Origin of the sequence: Mesorhizobium sp. M4A.F.Ca.ET.090.04.2.1 (assembly GCF_003999085.1) — a bacterium.
In the GTDB taxonomy this organism is placed as follows: domain Bacteria; phylum Pseudomonadota; class Alphaproteobacteria; order Rhizobiales; family Rhizobiaceae; genus Mesorhizobium.
The window spans coordinates 1-16,154 of the sequence record NZ_RZOT01000061.1 but is presented as its reverse complement, the minus strand read 5'-3'; the positions used below and the strand labels follow the sequence as shown (position 1 = coordinate 16,154).

Annotated in this window: 18 protein-coding genes; 8 read left to right on the top strand and 10 right to left on the bottom strand. The window is 65.1% G+C overall.

The features are described from left to right. Positions 1-770, bottom strand: a 770-nt coding sequence (locus EN781_RS07045) for an alkaline phosphatase family protein (RefSeq protein ID WP_281034361.1), incomplete at its 3' end; no start/stop codon positions are given. Between the two features lie 247 nt (positions 771-1,017). Here EN781_RS07045 and EN781_RS07040 point away from each other — a divergent pair. The 3 genes from EN781_RS07040 to EN781_RS07030 all read left to right on the top strand — a co-directional run bounded on the left by EN781_RS07040 (position 1,018) and on the right by EN781_RS07030 (position 3,387). Further along, positions 1,018-2,226 carry a cytochrome-c peroxidase gene (locus EN781_RS07040; protein WP_245492554.1) on the top strand — a complete coding sequence of 403 codons (1,209 nt, stop codon included), beginning with the start codon at positions 1,018-1,020 and terminating at the stop codon, positions 2,224-2,226. A gap of 104 nt (positions 2,227-2,330) precedes the next feature. Beyond that, positions 2,331-2,993, top strand: coding sequence for a phytochelatin synthase family protein (locus EN781_RS07035; protein ID WP_126055448.1), 663 nt, complete (start codon positions 2,331-2,333; stop codon positions 2,991-2,993). A gap of 172 nt (positions 2,994-3,165) precedes the next feature. Continuing rightward, on the top strand, positions 3,166-3,387 hold the full coding sequence (locus EN781_RS07030; RefSeq protein WP_126055449.1) for a hypothetical protein: 222 nt from the start codon (positions 3,166-3,168) through the stop codon (positions 3,385-3,387). 9 nt (positions 3,388-3,396) lie between these two features. Here EN781_RS07030 and EN781_RS07025 read toward each other — a convergent pair whose 3' ends face one another. Next, on the bottom strand, positions 3,397-3,984 hold the full coding sequence (locus EN781_RS07025) for a dihydrofolate reductase family protein (RefSeq protein ID WP_126055450.1): 588 nt from the start codon (positions 3,982-3,984) through the stop codon (positions 3,397-3,399). Between the two features lie 103 nt (positions 3,985-4,087). Between EN781_RS07025 and EN781_RS07020 the strand changes: the two genes are divergently transcribed. Beyond that, positions 4,088-4,504: a helix-turn-helix domain-containing protein gene (locus tag EN781_RS07020; protein ID WP_126055451.1), complete on the top strand. Its 417-nt coding sequence runs from the start codon at positions 4,088-4,090 to the stop codon at positions 4,502-4,504. Positions 4,505-4,631: 127 nt separating this feature from the next. Beyond that, positions 4,632-5,366 carry a 3-keto-5-aminohexanoate cleavage protein gene (locus EN781_RS07015; protein ID WP_126055452.1) on the top strand — a complete coding sequence of 245 codons (735 nt, stop codon included), beginning with the start codon at positions 4,632-4,634 and terminating at the stop codon, positions 5,364-5,366. 16 nt (positions 5,367-5,382) lie between these two features. On the opposite strand, the gene EN781_RS07010 is transcribed toward EN781_RS07015, so the two are convergent. Together EN781_RS07010 and add are read right to left on the bottom strand one after the other, a co-directional pair. Next, positions 5,383-5,784 (bottom strand): GFA family protein, encoded by a 402-nt coding sequence (locus tag EN781_RS07010; protein WP_126055453.1) that lies wholly within the window; start codon positions 5,782-5,784, stop codon positions 5,383-5,385. Positions 5,785-5,899: 115 nt separating this feature from the next. Next, complete coding sequence (gene add, locus EN781_RS07005) at positions 5,900-6,892, bottom strand: adenosine deaminase (protein ID WP_126055454.1); 993 nt, start codon at positions 6,890-6,892, stop codon at positions 5,900-5,902. Positions 6,893-7,050: 158 nt separating this feature from the next. Between add and EN781_RS07000 the strand changes: the two genes are divergently transcribed. Then, complete coding sequence (locus EN781_RS07000) at positions 7,051-7,443, top strand: GFA family protein (protein WP_126055455.1); 393 nt, start codon at positions 7,051-7,053, stop codon at positions 7,441-7,443. A gap of 30 nt (positions 7,444-7,473) precedes the next feature. Here the strand turns inward: EN781_RS07000 and EN781_RS06995 are convergent, their stop codons facing one another. Continuing rightward, positions 7,474-8,982: a winged helix-turn-helix domain-containing protein gene (locus EN781_RS06995; protein WP_126055456.1), complete on the bottom strand. Its 1,509-nt coding sequence runs from the start codon at positions 8,980-8,982 to the stop codon at positions 7,474-7,476. Positions 8,983-9,124: 142 nt separating this feature from the next. On the opposite strand from EN781_RS06995, the gene EN781_RS06990 reads away from it, so the two are divergent. After that, positions 9,125-9,367 carry a DUF1127 domain-containing protein gene (locus EN781_RS06990; RefSeq protein ID WP_126055457.1) on the top strand — a complete coding sequence of 81 codons (243 nt, stop codon included), beginning with the start codon at positions 9,125-9,127 and terminating at the stop codon, positions 9,365-9,367. Between the two features lie 19 nt (positions 9,368-9,386). Here EN781_RS06990 and EN781_RS06985 read toward each other — a convergent pair whose 3' ends face one another. Both EN781_RS06985 and EN781_RS06980 read right to left on the bottom strand, forming a co-directional pair. Next, positions 9,387-10,445, bottom strand: a complete 1,059-nt coding sequence (locus EN781_RS06985) for a Gfo/Idh/MocA family oxidoreductase (protein ID WP_126055458.1) — start codon at positions 10,443-10,445, stop codon at positions 9,387-9,389. Positions 10,446-10,539: 94 nt separating this feature from the next. Continuing rightward, a complete protein-coding gene (locus tag EN781_RS06980; protein WP_126055459.1) occupies positions 10,540-11,325 on the bottom strand; it encodes a ThuA domain-containing protein in 786 nt (261 codons plus the stop codon). A gap of 301 nt (positions 11,326-11,626) precedes the next feature. Here EN781_RS06980 and EN781_RS06975 point away from each other — a divergent pair, with 301 nt between their 5' ends. Further along, the gene (locus tag EN781_RS06975) at positions 11,627-12,382 is read left to right on the top strand and encodes a DUF4239 domain-containing protein (RefSeq protein WP_126055460.1); all 756 of its coding nucleotides are present in this window, start codon (positions 11,627-11,629) and stop codon (positions 12,380-12,382) included. Between the two features lie 141 nt (positions 12,383-12,523). Here EN781_RS06975 and EN781_RS06970 read toward each other — a convergent pair whose 3' ends face one another. The 3 genes from EN781_RS06970 to EN781_RS06960 form a co-directional block, all read right to left on the bottom strand. Then, positions 12,524-14,050, bottom strand: coding sequence for a tlde1 domain-containing protein (locus EN781_RS06970; RefSeq protein ID WP_245455520.1), 1,527 nt, complete (start codon positions 14,048-14,050; stop codon positions 12,524-12,526). 613 nt (positions 14,051-14,663) lie between these two features. Further along, on the bottom strand, positions 14,664-15,143 hold the full coding sequence (locus EN781_RS06965; protein ID WP_245455521.1) for a DUF2231 domain-containing protein: 480 nt from the start codon (positions 15,141-15,143) through the stop codon (positions 14,664-14,666). Positions 15,144-15,263: 120 nt separating this feature from the next. Beyond that, the coding region (locus tag EN781_RS06960; protein ID WP_127399876.1) for a monooxygenase at positions 15,264-16,154 on the bottom strand (891 nt) is incomplete at its 5' end.

Below are 16,154 nucleotides of genomic sequence, written 5' to 3'. Positions count from 1 at the left end.
GTGTTGACGGCGTAGAAATCCGGCGTGATGGCGCCGTCATTGACGAATTTCGGCGCACCGCCCAAAGCCGAGGCTGGCGAATTGTCGGCCATCTTGAGCGTCACGCCGTCGGGCTCGACGACGGCGATCTGGCCTTTGACCGGGCTGGTGTCGGCATGCGGATAGACCGGCGCGCAGGCGCAGGCGAGCATGATGTGGTTGAGGAAGGAGCCGCCGAAGGCGCCCTGGAAAAAATTGTCGGCGAGCACGTATTTCCTTCCCACCGCCCACATTGGCAACGTCGAGCCATCATAGTGGCCCATGACGAGCGAGCCGGAATCGGCCCAGGCGACGAACTTGTCGTTCCGGCCGGCGTCGATCTGCATCTGCTCCTGGTAGAAGCGGTGCCAGAGGTCGCGGGTGATGACGCCGGTGTTTTCATTAAAACCCTTGGGATCGTCGATGGCGAAGCTGGCATTGGCGAGATGCGCGGTCTGAGCCTCCGTCACCGCAGGGGTTACGCCCTTGCCGGTCAGGCCGCCCCAGGCCGGCGGCAGCTCGGCAAGCGGCTTGCCGTCGCGGTCGAGTTGGCGGGCCTGGTCGGCCGAGACATTGGCCAGGCCATTGGCGCCGGGGAAGCCGCCATAGAGATTATCGAAGCTGCGGTTCTCGGCGTAGATGACGACGACGGTGTCGATCTTGTCGAAGCCGGGAGGAGCCGCATGGGCAGCGGCGGTGAGCGATGCCAGGGCGGTGGAGGCCAGGCAAAGCGAGAACAGGGACCTAGTCATGGGGATGCCTCGTGGCTGGGGATGGCTGGAGGACGGCAATCTATGAACAAGCAGGCGCGGAAGCAGCTACTGCGATGCCTCTGTCACTTTTGTGACATTTTCCGCCCTGCGCGAACACGGTTGCGTGAGCGTCGCGACCGGTCATCAATCCGTTGCACTGGGCACCTAGTTCCGGAGGCAAACCGGACCACGCCCTATGCCGACAAGACGATGGAAAAGCCTGACGATCGCTATCGCCACGGCGTCGATGTTCGGCTTCGCCGGACCCGCGAACACGGCAGGCAGCACCCATCCCGGCCCGCTGTCGCGCGCGGAGGCTTTCGCACGGGCAGAGGCGATGACGGCGCTGGGGCGCAAGATGTTCTTCGATCCGTCGCTGTCGGCCTCGCGCAAGCAGGCCTGCTCCTCCTGCCACGATCCCGACCACGCCTTTGGGCCAGCCTCGGCGACACCGGTCGAGATGGGCGGGCCTAATGTCGACCGGCCGGGCCTGCGCGCGGTGCCATCGCTGCGCTACCTGCAGGCGGCACCCCCCTTCACCGAGCACTTCTACGATTCCGAGGATGAGGGCGACGAGAGCGTCGACAACGGCCCGACCGGCGGGCTGACCTGGGACGGCCGCGCCGATCGCGGCCAGCAGCAGGCCAGGATCCCCCTGCTCTCGCCTTTCGAGATGGCCAACAAGGATGAGAGCGGGGTGGTCGCCGCCCTGAGCAAGGCCGCCTATGCGCACGATTTCAAGGCGGCATTCGGCGACGATGTGTTCGAACGGCCGGACGACGCCTTCGACGCCGCGGTCGAGGCGCTCGGCGCGTTCGAACAGAGCAGCGCCGATTTCTACCCCTATTCCAGCCGCTACGACGCTTTCCTTGCCGGCAGGGCGACGCTCTCGGCGCAGGAATTACGCGGCCGCGTTCTGTTCGAGGACGAAGCCAAGGGCAATTGCGCCAGCTGTCATCTGAGCCGACCCAGCAACAATGGCGAGCCGCCGCAGTTCACCGATTACGGTCTGATCGCCGTTGGCGTGCCCCGCAATGCGGCGATCCCGGCCAATGCCGATCCCGCCTATATCGATCTCGGCCTGTGCGGCCCGCTGCGCACCGACTTCAAGGGACGCGCCGAATATTGCGGGCTATTCAAGACGCCGACGCTGCGCAACGTGGCGCTGAGGAAAAGCTTCTTCCACAATGGCTATTTCCACACGCTGCGCGACGCGGTCGCCTTCTACGGCAGCCGCGACAGCGATCCCGGCCGCTGGTATCCGAAGAATGCCGACGGCACGGTCGACAAATATGACGACCTGCCAAAGCCTTACTGGCCGAACCTCAACAAGGACCCGCCCTTCGGCGGGAAGCCGGGCGACAGGCCGGCGCTGACCGATGCCGAGATCGACGACATCGTCGCATTCCTCGGCACGCTGACGGATGCCGACCAGCGAGGCGCTCCGGCGCATTGAGATTCCGGCTGTGGACGATGGCGATGCGTGCCGTCTCGGCGCTGATTGACGTTGCGCGCCGGCTTCTGCAATCTCCTTCTGCTGCATGGCTCCGAGGCACAGCGATGAGGCGCAGTCTTGCATTCGGTGTGATTGCCGGTATCGGCCTGCTCTGCGGCGCCGCATTCCTGATTGCAGGTCCGTCGGCAGTCTCGCCGGACAAGATCCAGTCGTCGGTTATCCGCGCTCCCGAATTGATCGACCGTGCCTGGAAGTTGCCCGTGGCCGCTGCTTTCAATGCCGACGTCGAATGGCAATCGAACGCATCAAGGTGCGGTCCGGCAAGCGTGGCAAACATGTTCCGCTCGATCGGCGAAGAAGAGACGACGGAAGCTGAAGTGCTTGCGGGAACGGGAAAGTGCTGGACCGGTTTCTGCATCATCGGGCTGACCCTGGACGAGGTTGCCGAAGTCGCTCGAAGCAAGACCAAGCGGAAAGTATCCGTGCTTCGGAACCTGACTGCCGAGGAGTTCCTCGCGCATATGAAGCGCGCCAACGATCCCGGCCGCCGCTACATCATCAACTTTACGAGGGAGAGGATTTTCGGCGCCGGCGCCGGCCACTTTTCCCCGATCGGAGGATATATGGAGGCCGAGGACATGGTTTTCGTCCTTGACGTCAACCAGCGCTACAAGCCCTGGCTGATCGAGCGCGAACGCCTGTTCTCGGCCATGGACACGATCGATTCCGATGGCGACAGGAAGCGCGGTTTGCTGCTGATCGAGTGACGACGGATGCGATGCCCGGGCGCCTGTCCAGGCATGGCTAAATGCCCGATCTTGATGCCGAAACGACCAAGGCTGGGCTTTCATATGCAATATTGCTAATATGTGTACTCGCTCACATGACTACAGCACGCCGGCTGCTACGGTGGCTGCTCGTCGCATGATGGGGTCTCAAATGCGGTTCGTTGCAGTGCGGGAGCCGCCTGATACTTGGGCGGTGTTTGACACGTGGATAGACGAGCCTGCGGACTACGCTGGCTGCGTGCTTGCTGGTTTGACGTTGCGTGAAGCCCAGTGGTTCGCCGCCGTCGCCAATGTTGAAACCTCCGCGCGGGTGCGCAATCCCTTGGGCGTCGGCACCTTGGTTGAGCCGGCGCCGGTCATCGGGGTCTTCTGAGGCAGCCCCTCACCTCGCCGGCGCGTAGCGGCTCACCACCATGCCGCTGGCATAGGCTTTCGAACCAATGAGCTTCAGCATGGAGAAGCCGCCCTGGCCGAAGATGCGGCGGCCGGCACCCAGCACAGCCGGATTGATGAAGAGCTGGAATTCGTCGACCAGCCCGGCGGCGATCAGCGCCGAGGCGAAACCGGCGCCGCCGAAGACAGCGATGTCGCCGCCCTCGCCCGCCTTCAACGCATTGACCTCGCGCGGCAGGTCGCCGCTTGCGATGCTCGTGCGCTCCCATCGCGCGGCCTTCAGCCTGTCGCTCAGCACCACCTTCTGCGCTGCAACAATGCGCTGGGCAAAGGCATAGAAGCGGTCCTTCGGGAATCTCGTCGCGGCGTTGCCCCAGTGGGTGAGATAGCCCTCCTCCGCCATCTTGCGGCTAAGCAAGATGGTGTCGATGGTTTCGAACACAGCGTTGAAGTCCTGCTTCAGCGCATCGTCCCAAGCGCTGTCGTCGCCCCACTCCCAGAGCTGCCAGCGATGGTCGTCCTCGGCGCCGACGAAGCCGTCGACCGACATCTGCATTTGCAGGATGAGTTTCTTCATTTCCGGTCCTCCTCGTGCTTCCAATCAATTTACTTTTGGAACCATTTGACGTGCGAAGGTAATGGTGTCAATAGTAAAGTGATTTAAAAATGGAACCGTAACTATGTCGACCAGGGAACGGTCCGGCTGCCCGATCAGCCTGTCGCTTGAGCTGTTTGGCGATCGCTGGACGCTGCTCATCATCCGCGACCTGGCATTCGCCGGGAAAAAGCATTTTCGCGAATTCCTGCAGTCGGACGAAGGCATCTCGTCGCGAACGCTCGCAGAGCGGCTGCAGACGCTGCAGGAGGAAGGCATCCTCACCCGCAGCGACGACCCGACCCACAGGCTGAAGGCGATCTACCGGCTGACCGAAGCCGGCGTCGACCTTCTGCCGGTACTGGCGACGCTCGGCGCCTGGGGCAGCAAATATCGCAAGGCCGACGATGATCTTGCGCGGATTGCCACTGAGTTGGCCGGCGGCGGCGAGCCGGCTCTGGCGCGGATAAAGGAGAGGCTGCGGCAGGAAAATCTGGGTTAGGCGGCGCGGCGCAAATCGCCCACACTCCTCGCCTGGATCGCGGCGTCGAAACGATGCCTGTCAGCAGACGTTCCGGTTCCAGTCTATGCGCCTCTGCGTTAGACTCAGCTCGAACAGGATCGCCGCCATGATCGTCCAGGCCTGCATCAACGGCGCCCGCCCCGCCGATTTTCACGCCGCCCTGCCGCTTGACCCGGACGCCATGGCGCGCGACGGCGCGGTTTCGGTTGCCGCGGGTGCCGCCGAGCTCCATGTCCATGCGCGTGGCGCCGACCGGCAGGAGAGCTTGGCGCCGGAAGCGATGGACCGCACGGTGGCAGCGCTGCGCCGCGCTTGTCCGGGAACGCTGATCGGCGTCTCCACCGGCGCCTGGATCGAGGAGGACGACCTCCGCACCCTCGTCGCCATCGCCGGCTGGCGCGAGCTGCCGGACTATGCCTCGGTCAATCTCAGCGAGACGGCCGCGCCGGTCGTGATGGAAAGCCTGCGCCAGCGCGGCATCGGCATCGAGGCGGGCCTGGCTTCCATCGCCGACGCCGAGAGGCTGGTGACGCTCGACCATGGCGGGCGCGTGCTGCGCGTCCTGATCGAGATTTCCGAACAGACGCTCGACGAGGCTTTCCAAGTCGCCGACGGCATCGAAACGGTGCTGGCGCGCGCCGGAATCCGCCGCTCGATCCTGCTGCACGGCGAGAACGCGACAGTGTGGCCGTTCGTCGAGCGGGCGGCGGCTCGAAACCTGTCGACCCGGGTCGGGCTGGAGGACGGCAAGCACCTGCCGGACGGCAGCGTCGCCGCCGGCAATGCGGCGCTGGTGGCGGCTGCGGTGACGATTTATCGGGCAGGCCGATTGCGGCGCTAAGAACGCTCGCCGGAAGTCAGCCGAACGTCGCCAGAGGCTCGGCGCGGATCTCGACCCACGCGCAGCGCCGGCTGTCGTGATAGAAGGACTGGAACGGCGCCGGGAAGGACGGGTCGGCAAAGGCGCCGACGGGAATTGCGATCACACCGGGCTGGCTGTCGAGCCGGTAGTGGACGGTGGTTCCGCAATCCGGGCAGAAGCTATAGCTGACGCGGCCGCCCTGCTCGCCGACACGGGTGAACTCCGCCGCCCGTCCCTGGATGGACACGTCACCTTCCTTAAACCGGACATTGTAGCTAAAGGCACTGCCGGTGCGCCGCTTGCAGGCCAGGCAATGGCACACGGAAATGCGTACGATCTCGCCCGAGCAGACAGCCGAAAGCTGGCCGCAAGAGCATTCCGCGCGACGACTGACCATGGCCGGCTCCTTTCGGCTCCGCCCGGCCTCGTCCGACCAGCGCGGCTGGAGCAGCTTATTGAGTTCGGAAGCGCGGCGGAAGGCTCTCGCCCGTCACGGAGCGCGGCGGCCTTTGTCAGGCCCGCCAGGCCGCCAGATCCGCCAGGACTTGCGCCTTCAGCGCGGGGTCGGCATAGCTCGCCTTGACCGATGTCGCCGCGAGCTCGCGGATGGTTTCGCCGTCCCAGGCGAACGCGTCGGCGCAGGCGGCATAGGATGCTTCCAGCGTGGTGTCGAGCAGCGCCGGATCATCGGTGTTGATCGAGACCGGAACACCGGCCCGGCGCAAGGTGTCGATCGGATGTTCGGCGATCGACCGGTAGAGGCCGAGCGTGACGTTGGAGATCGGGCAGACGCCAAGGGGGATCTGCCTCTCAGCCAGCAGGTCGACCAGGTCCGGCTTCTCGATCGCCCGCACGCCGTGGTCGATGCGGTCGGCGCCAAGCAGGTCGATCGCGTCGCGCACGCCCTCCGGACCGCTGGACTCGCCGGCGTGAACGGTCCGCCGCAGGCCCGCCGCAGCCGCACGGCGGAACGCTTCGGCAAAGCGCGGGCCGGTGCGGCCGGCGACGGCTTCGTTGCCGTCGATCGACAGCGCAACCACGCGCGGATGCCTGATCCCGCTCAGCAGCTCCACCAGCTCGATCGCTTCCTCCGCCGACTGGGTGCGCAACAGGCTGACGCAAAGCCCGACCGGAGGGTGACCGTCCTCTTCGGCGGCCGCGAAGCCGGCGTCGAAGGCGTCGATCATCCCCGGAATGTTCTTGTACCAGTGCGGCCAGTGAGTCGGGTTGACGATGACGTCGGCATAGCGCACGCCGCTCCTGGCCATGCGCTGGGCGAACTTGTAGGCCGTGCTCGCCAGCTGCTCGCGCGTGCGGAACGTGCCGCACAGCCAATCGAGCATTTCGAGGAAACTCTTCAGGTTGTGCGCCTCGAACAGCCTGTCGCGCGGCGCGCGCAACGGAATGCCGGCTTCCTCGCAATTCCTGATCACGTCGTCGGCCTCGAAGCAGCCCTCGACGTGGATGTGCACCTCGGCTTTCGGCAATGCGATGTAGTCGGTCAACGGACGTCTCCCCTGTTCACGCGCCGCATTCAAGCACGAAAAGGCCCGACCCATGCTTCAAGGAATGATTGAAAGAATTGCGCGAGGCGGCGGCAATTGCCGCGGCAGTACCGTTCGTTGTAGCCATTGCGACCGCTTGATTTTGGAGGAGACGCGGCATGGACCCAATCACCGGCGGCTGCCTGTGCGGTAACGTCCGCATCGTTGCGTCGGGTGCCCCATACAGGGTCGGCATCTGCCACTGCCTCGACTGCCGCAAGCATCACGGGGCGCTCTTCTATGCCGCGGCGGTGTTCGCTCAGGATGCGGTGACGATCGAGGGCGAAACGCGCGATTATGCCGGACGGTTCTTCTGTCCGCGCTGCGGCTCGTCCGTCTTCGCCCGCACTGGAGACGAGATCGAAGTTCATCTGGGCTCCCTGGATGCTCCCGACCAACTGGTGCCGACGTACGAACTCTGGACCGTTCGTCGCGAGTCCTGGTTGCCGCCGTTTCCGCTCAAGAGACGCTACGAGCGCGATCGTGACGCCACGGGTCGTAGCGAGGGATAGCCGCGCAGTTTGGGCGGTCACGCCGGGGCTTCAGTCCGGAAGGCCGGCCTTGCGGAAGCCATCGACGAAATGCTGCATCGTCGCGTCGTCGCGGAACGGCTCCGTCGCGACCCAATAGGCGGTACTAAAATGCCGGTTGCCGACGAGGAACAGTTCGACCTCCGCGCGCGCCTCATCGAGCCGGCCAAGTTGCGCAAGGCTTGCCGCCAGGAAACGGCGCGAGCTCGTGCGATAGGTCTCGTCCCGGCGCAGCGTCTCGACGGCGGCTTCGTATTCACGGGCCGCATATTGTGCCTGACCGAGTGTCAGATAGTACCAGCTTGGCGGATAGGGGTTCAGCCGGAATGCCTTGCGAATGTGCTCGAGGCTTACCTCGATCTGCCCGGCCAGAACCTCGATGTCGGATATCGTCGCCCAGGCGTCGGCTTCGTTCGGATCGAGTTCGAACGCCTTGGCGAATTCAGCGTCCGCCTCGTCGAAGCGGCGTTCATAGGCAAGCAGGTTGCCCAGCACCCAGTGGCAGCCGGCATCGTTGGGATCGATCGCCACGGCCTTGCGCGCCAGCTCCAGGGCAACGCTCCGATTGGGTTCGATGGGTTCTCCCCAATGCACCCATTGCATCCAGTGGTTCATGGCAAGCCAGCGATAGGCCTCGGCGTAGTCCGGATCGAGCGAAACGGCGCGCGTCAGCATCAGGTGCGCTTCCCGCGCCGTCTGCGGCGAATCGTCGATCAGCTTGCGCGCCCGCACACACAGATCATAGGCCTCGAGATTTTTGGGCCGGTTGCGCGGCGGCGGCGCGCGCAGCCGGCCAAGCAGTGCCTCGACGATCTTGGCCGTCACCTCGTCCTGAACGGCAAAGATGTCTTCAAGGCTGCGATCGTAGCGTTCCGCCCACAGATGTTCGCCGCTCGAAGCGTCGACCAGCTGGGCATTGATGCGCACGCGCCCGGCGGCGCGCCTGGCGCTGCCTTCCAGCAGGTAGCGCACGCCGAGCTCCTCGGCGATCCCGCGCACATCCATCGCCCTTCCCTTGTAGGCAAAGACCGAGTTGCGCGCGATGACGAACAGGCCCGCGTTCCTCGACAGGTCGGTGATCAGGTCTTCGGTCAGCCCGTCCGCGAAGGACTCCTGCCCGGGATCATTGCTGAAGGCGACAAAGGGCAGCACGGCGATGGACGGCTTGCCGGGCAGCGGCAAGGGTTTTCGCTTCGCCTCGCCGAGCTGTTCGATGACGCCAGTGAAGCGGTAGCCGACGCGCGGCACCGTGGCGATCCAGTCACCGCCATCGGCGGCCGGACCGAGCAGCTTCCTGAGCTGGGCGATCTGGACCGTCAGGTTGCCTTCCTCGACGGCCGTTCCCGGCCATGCGGCATCCATCAGCTCGGCCTTGGCCAGGATTTCGCCGGGACGCTCGACCAGCGCCGCAAGCAGCTTCAGCCCGCGATAGCCGGCGGCCACGGGAACGTCGTTGCGAAGCAGCGTTCCCGCAGACGGATCAAGCACATACGGACCAAAGGCAAAGCGCGATCCCTGCATGCGGCTGATCTATAGCCCATTTGGAAGTTTTGAGAACTATTTGGGAGGGCTTAATTACGCCGCTGCCGGCATCCTGCAGAATTCAACCTCATTCAGGTCGAGGCCCCCAAATCGCATGGGCCTCAAACCACAGGAGGTTGCCATGAACGATACCCTTGCAACGGTCCAGCATTGCGCAGCGCGGCAGGCAGCGTCCGCGAGGCGGGCGCCGCGCCGGTCCTTGACGAGCCTGCGCGGCACGATCGCTGCCTGGCGCAGGCAGGCACGCTTTCGCTGGGATCTCAAGCGAATCTCGGAGACCAATCCGCATCTGATCGACGATATCGGCCTGACCAGACGGCAGGTCGAGGAAGAGATCGCCAAGCTGCCCTTCTGGCAACGATAAAGGCTAACCCGGTTGGCCCTCACTGCGTGTCCGCGTGTGCCCTTAGCTCCGCGCGCTTCTCGTCTGACACCACCGCCAGATCGAGCACCTTCTGCAATTCGGCCGCGTGGCGGAAGGATGGCTCGGGCTGGACGCCGCTCTTCACCGCCTCGGCGAAGCGCTCATAGTTGGTCGGCACCGTGCCGGCGTCGAGCGCCTCCCATCTGGCGTTCTCGACATTGTCGCCCACGCACGCCTTCAGCGCCGAGCCTTCGAGATTGTGCATCACCTCGATGCCGCCCTTGTCGCCATAGATGCGCAGCCTGAGCTCGTTGAGATGGCCGGTCGCCCAGCGGCTGGCATGCACCACGCCGAAGGCGCCATTGGAGAAATCCAGCGTCATGGCGAAGCTGTCATTGGCGTCGAGCCCGTATTCGCCGATGCGGTTGCCCGGCGCCTTGTCGAAGGCGCGCAGGCGGCAAAACACATGGTCGATGTCGAGCGCCGCGCCATAGCTGGCGAAATCGAGGATGTGGATGCCGACGTCGCCGAGCACGCCGTTCGAGCCATGGCCGCGCGACAGGCGCCACAGCCATTTCGGGTCGGTGCGCCAGTCGCCCCAGAATTTCGACACCAGCCAGCTTTGCAGGTAGGAGGCCTCGACATGGCGGACCGTACCGATCTCGCCTGCCAGCACCATGGCGCGCGCCTTCTGCAGAGGTGCCACATTGCGGTAGGTGAGGTTCACCATGTTGACGATGCCGGCGGCTTCCGCGGCGTCCGCCATCTCGGTCGCCTTGCCGAAATTCTCGGCCAGCGGCTTCTCGCACAGAACCGGCTTGCCGGCGGCGATCAGCGCCATGGTGGTCGGGTGATGGATGCGGTCCGGCGTGACGTTGGCGACAGCGTCAAATTCACCCCATTTCAGCGCCTCCTCCAGCGAGGTGAAGCGGTTGGGGATCTTGAAGCCGTCGGCGAATTCGCCGACGCGGGCCGGATCGACATCGACGGCGCCGACAATGTCGACGCCCTCGATGGCGCTGAAGCGGCGGGCATGCTCCTGCGCCATCCAGCCGGTACCGAGTATCAAAAGCCGCATTTTTTGCTCCTCCGAGCGAATTGGTTCGATTCAATCATATCAGGTGGATAACCGCTATTGCTGCAGAGTTCCAGATGGAAAGCGCTGCCTTGAACTAACGGAAGCCGGCCTCGCCGGCCGTGTGCAGCTTGCCGCCGCGCTCGACGATCGGCTCCAGCGCGTTGTCCACCGGCACGTTCGGCGCGTCGTGGATAGCACGCTTCGCGCCTTGCGGGTTCGCCGCCCACTTCACCGCGTTGCGCAGCACCTGCTGCACCGTGGCGTCATGATAGGTCGGATAGGTCTCGTGGCCGGGCCTGAAATAGAAGATGTTGCCGGCGCCGCGCCGATAGGTGAGCCCGGAGCGGAACACCTCGCCGCCCTGGAACCAGGAGATGAACACCGTTTCAAGCGGCTCCGGCACGGCGAACTGCTCGCCATACATCTCCTCGTTCTCGAGTTCGAAACAGTCGCCAAGCCCATCGGCGATCGGATGGCTGGCGCTCGTCACCCAGAGCCGCTCGCGCTCGCCGGCCTCGCGCCATTTCAGCGTGCAGGGCGTTCCCATCAAACGCTTGAATATCTTCGAGAAATGGCCGGAGTGGAGGACGATCAGCCCCATCCCCTCCCAGACGCGGCGCGCCACCCGCTCGACCACTTCGTCGGCGACGGCGCCATGATCCTTGTGCCCCCACCAAACCAGCACATCGGTCTCCGCAAGGCGGGATTCGGGAAGGCCGTGCTCTGGCTGCTCCAGCGTCGCGGTCGAGGCGGAAATGCCGGGGTCGGCCTTCAGCGCGTTGGCAATCGTGGTGTGCATCCCTTCGGGATAGATCGATGCGACCACCTCATTGGTGCGCTCATGGATATTCTCGCCCCAGACGACAGCGCGTATTGTCATGACATCCTCGTGGTGAACCGGAGCCGACCCGCCCCTGGCCATACATAGAGCCTGCGGCCGACATTGAAAGCGCTTTTCGAAGTGGTTGCGAACGCCAGCGGCCTCGTCACCCCAGGCTGGAGCAAGGAGCGGTGCGACGCAGCGAAGACCCCAGGATGACGCGTTCGGGGCTTCGCCAGTGAATGCGCCAGCCTGAAAGCATCCTGCGCCAACAACGACCTAGGCCAATATGCTCCCACCGTGAATCAACGCCTCCCGGCAACCCTTTGGCAAACGCCACGCCTCGGTTACAATACCGGCCATGCGCGAGGCACTGCTTGGGGTCGCGATCTTTGTCTGCCTGGCTGGGGCTTCGCTCACCAGCCTGCTGATCCATGGCCGGTTTCCGCCCCATCACCGCCAGGACGATACCAGCGCGATCGTGCGGCTCGCCGCCAATCTGTTCGTCGTGATGACCTCGCTGGTGCTCGGCCTGATGATCAACTCGGCCAAGAACACGTTCGAATCCATCGACCACAACGTCCATGCCTATGCGACTGAGTTGATTTTGCTCGACAGGTCGCTCAGGCAATACGGCCCCGAGACGCAGGCCGCGCGCCAGCCGCTCATCGCCTATGTGCAGCGCGTCGTCGACGCCACCTCGCCCAGTCAGCAAACCCCGATAGTCGCCAACAGACTGTCGGAGCTTTTGCTCAACAATGTCGGCGACCAGCTGCGGGCGCTGACGCCGCCCGATGACGAACACGTCGCCATGCTGCAGGAAGCCCGCCAGCAGTTGCAGAAGGTGATCGAATTGCGCTGGGTGCTGGCCGAGCAGTCGGAGGGCGCCATCCCCGGACCACTGATCGCCCTTCTGGTTTCCTGGCTGACGCTGATCTTCGCCAGCTTCGGCTTCAGGGCGCCCTGCAACGCCACCGTGGTCAGCACCTTCATCGTGTCGGCGGCGCTGGTCGCCGCCGCGCTCTATCTAATCATGGACATGGATATACCCTTCTCCGGCCCGATCCAGATCTCGCCAGCGCCGCTCCAAAGGGCGCTGGCGGAGCTCAAGCAGTGAGGTCACGAGCCGCGCTGGTTTAAGTCGTTGAGCAACCGCTTGGCTGCCACCGCCGCTCCGTCGCTGTGGCTCGTGCCGGCAAGAGCCACCGTCCAGGCGTGGGTTTCCGGCGCGAGTGCCTTCGCAAGGGCTGCCGTATGATCAGCCCTGGCGGCCTTCCTGGGCGACCTGTGTCAACGGCTTCGACATGCGCGGCACCACCACCAGGCGCTTGATCTTGCCTTTCTTGTAGGCGGCAAGGAAGCGGGCATAGTCCTTGAAGACGACGCAGCCATTGGACTCGGCGCGGCCGCCGCGCAGCATGTAGGTATGAGCAAGCAAGCCGTCGCGGCCATATTTGTTCTTGCCGCTGGTCGGCGTCAGCCGAATCGCCTCGACGCCGTGGAAGCGCGATTCACGCATCGACAGATTGTAGGTGTCGGGCGGCGTCGGGCCGACATTCTTCTTGTTGACGAAGCGCGGCTGGTCGACCATCGAGCCCAGCCCGGAATGGGCCTCGAGCTTGGAGCCATCAGGCATATAGACGGTCCTGGCCGCGATATCGTAGACGGCGACGCCATTGCCCACGCTTGGCCTGTTGCTGAACAGGTTGCCGAACACTCCGCCCGCGCCGCGCTCCGGCATGTCGGGCTTGGCGTAGGCGAGCATCTCCGCGTCCTGGGTCTTCGAGCGCTTGCCCGGCTTGGCCGGCTTGGCCTGGCTGGCCTGCACACCCGGCAGCGCCGGCACGGCCGCATGCTCCGAGCTGCGCGGCGACAGGGCCGGGAGCTTCCCGGACAGCACGTCCGCGGCCTTGGCCGACTGGGCCTTGCCGGTCTTTGACGCCGACGCCTTGGGCGCCTGCTCCTGTGGCGCCTCGATCCGTGGTGCGTCCGCCCTGGAGGCTTGAGCTTTTGGCGATTGATCCGGCTGCTCGATCAGCGCCCGTGGCCGGCCGGTTGGCAACGGAATTGTGTCCGGCATCTCGTCCTGCGGCGGCAGCGAGGCAAGCAGAACTTCGGTCCCTTGCGGCTCCTGCAGCCCGTCAGGCGCGGCCAGCGCCACGGACGGCGGCGGCGACAACATGTCGACCTCCGGCATTGCGTTGGCGAGCGCCAGCGCCAGGCGCGACGAGCGTTCGATCTCCGCCACCGGAGGTCCGAAGCGCACCGATGCCGGGCCCTGCTGGTCGGGCAGGCGAACCGGTTCGGCGAAGCGGGCATCGGCCGGCAGGCTGGCCAGCAGGACCGGCTTGTCCTGCGCGCGGGCAAAGGCATCCGCCAACTTTTGCGGCGACAGCTTTGCGCTGGCGACGACGCTGTCGAAGCGGTCGGCCGGGGCAGTACGCGCCACGGTTTCCGGCGCGGCCGTCCTCGGCGCGACGCTATCGGGCCTTGCCGCAGGACGCAGGCGCGCCATCTTGCCGTCATGCGAGAAATTCGAGGCCTGGCGCAGGCAGGCAGCATCGCAACGCCCGAGGAGCGCCTGCCGGTGCCGGGCATCCGCCGGGAGCGAAAGCGCCCAGGAACTGGCGAGCGCGCGGCGCGGATCGGCAAGCGCGATGGTGCCCGGCGCAAGCAGGCTCGGCGGCAATCGGTTGGAGGCAGCGGTGAGCGAGGTGCCCATCGAATAAAGGCCAGCCAGGGTCGCCACGGACCACAGGGCGAGCGCGGCGCCAACAGCAGGCACCACAACCCAAAGATGACCACCAGATGTCTTCGAAGCTACCCCCTCTTCAGGAGCGTCACCCCGGTACTTCAAACGCAAAAACGCCATACGACCACTCTCAATCGGCATGCCGGTTCGCGGACCTGGCACCCGTCACGATCACAGTTCGCCTGGTGCCCCCTGCACCTTCACGCGTCTGTTGCCGATTGATTCAAAAGATGGACAAAGATGGTTAACCAATCCCTCCACCAGTCGCCGATACGGCGACGGTCCATACGAAAAAAGAGCCCTCCACGGTCTGCGCCACGGTAAAAATGCTCTCCCTCACCCGCTTTGCTGCCCGTTTTTCAAGCCTCTGTCAAGAAAGCGTGAAGATCGGAACCGCAGCAACTCGGGCCGGTACAGGGCGTTTGAGGTCGAAATGCGACCGCCCGGCTGGCATTGGAACACGTCGGTCGAAGATATGCTGGGCCAGCAGGCCAGGCGGTCGAAAGATATTGCGGAGACGGATCTGACCCAAAAAGTCACCTCCGCCCGGAGCGGAGGCGACGACGAAACTCTCGCGCCGCGAACCCGGTCGCCGGCGGCGCGTGCTCACATGCTCATGGCCAGGTCCCGACTATGCTCGCAGCGTTCAGCGCGTTTCGTCGGATCCGTCGGCGACGCCGACATGATGCCGGTAGACCATGCCCCAGCCCTTCCAGCCGGTGAACAGGAGGATGAGGACTACGATCAGCGACAGCACCAGGCCGACCGGCACCACTGCCGCCTCGCCCTGGGCATATCGCGAGTACCAGTTGTAAAGCTCGACCAGCACGACAATGGCGTTGCCGCCAGCGTGCAGCCATGCATCGCGAAGGTTGCGGATCCGGGTATCGCCCAGCACATCGGTAAGGCCGGCAAGAGCGGCCAGCGCGGCCATGACCAGACCGGCCCCCAGCAGCCAGAGCGAAGCGGTGACCCAGCCCGGATTGCCGGTTCGCCAGAAGATGAGGTCGCACACGAAGGTGGCGACGAAAAAGGCGATCGGGAACGGTATCAGCATTGCATGGACAGGATGGCCGGCAATGCTTGCGGTGCTGTGCGGATTGTGGGTGATCGGGTCGCGCGTCATCGTAATGCCTCCCGCAGGCGTGGCGAGCGCCGCCTCGGCCACATACTCATCACCGGGCCTGGCGGCAAAAAGCCGGATACGAACCGAACTCGGACAGGTGCGGAATGTTCCGCAGTCCCGTTACTCCAGGGGCGCCTGTCGGCTTGGAGTTGGGCGTCCTTCGACCAAACCGGGGACGGGTTTCGTCTTGCCGCTCAGCCGTGCGCCCAAGGTCAGCGCCAGCGGAAAATTGCGGACAACCGCTTCCATCAGCGCGGCGCCGCCGGGACCAAGGGCGATGCGGGCAATGGCTTCGGCGGCAAGGATCCGCGTCGAGAACAAGCCTCTCCAGGCCGCCTCGTAGCGTCTGCCCGCCGCTTGGCGTCCCGCCTGTCCGGCCTGAGCGTCGTCGAGTTGCCGCGCCAGGAGCCAGCCGGACTGAAGCGCCATCGATATGCCCTCGGCGATGATCGGGTGCGACTCGCCGGCGGCATTGCCGGCGCGGAAGATGTCCCCTTCGTAGCCGGCGCGGATGCCTGGCCGGATCGGACCGGCGGCGAGCCACGGACCGTCGGCGCTGGCTTCCTCAAGGGCCTCCCTGACGCCCCGGCATGTCGCCATAAGATGATGCTCGACGGCCTCGGCCGCCGAGACGTGGCCGCCGCGCTCGGCGGCAAGGCCGCTGCGCAGCAGGGCGAGCCTATCGCGCCTTATGCAGCACGAGATCGACATGCGGCCATGATCGGCCGTGACCATGCCGCCATAGCCGCCGGGAAACGTGATGAGCGGCATCAGGTCGGGCGCCAGGGACGATCCGGTGAAATGCGCCTTGAAGCCGAGCAGGTCGGAGGGGCGGCTTTTCTTTTCGAGCTGGCTCGGCAGCGGTCCAGGCTCCCACGAGCCGTGCGCGGCGACGACCACCGGCGCCCGCAGGATCGTCGCCTCATCGCGGCAGTCCCTTGCTTCAATCCGCACCGCTTGGCAGTCGCCTTCGCGCTCGACGGCGACGGCGCGGCAGGGCTGGAAGACTTG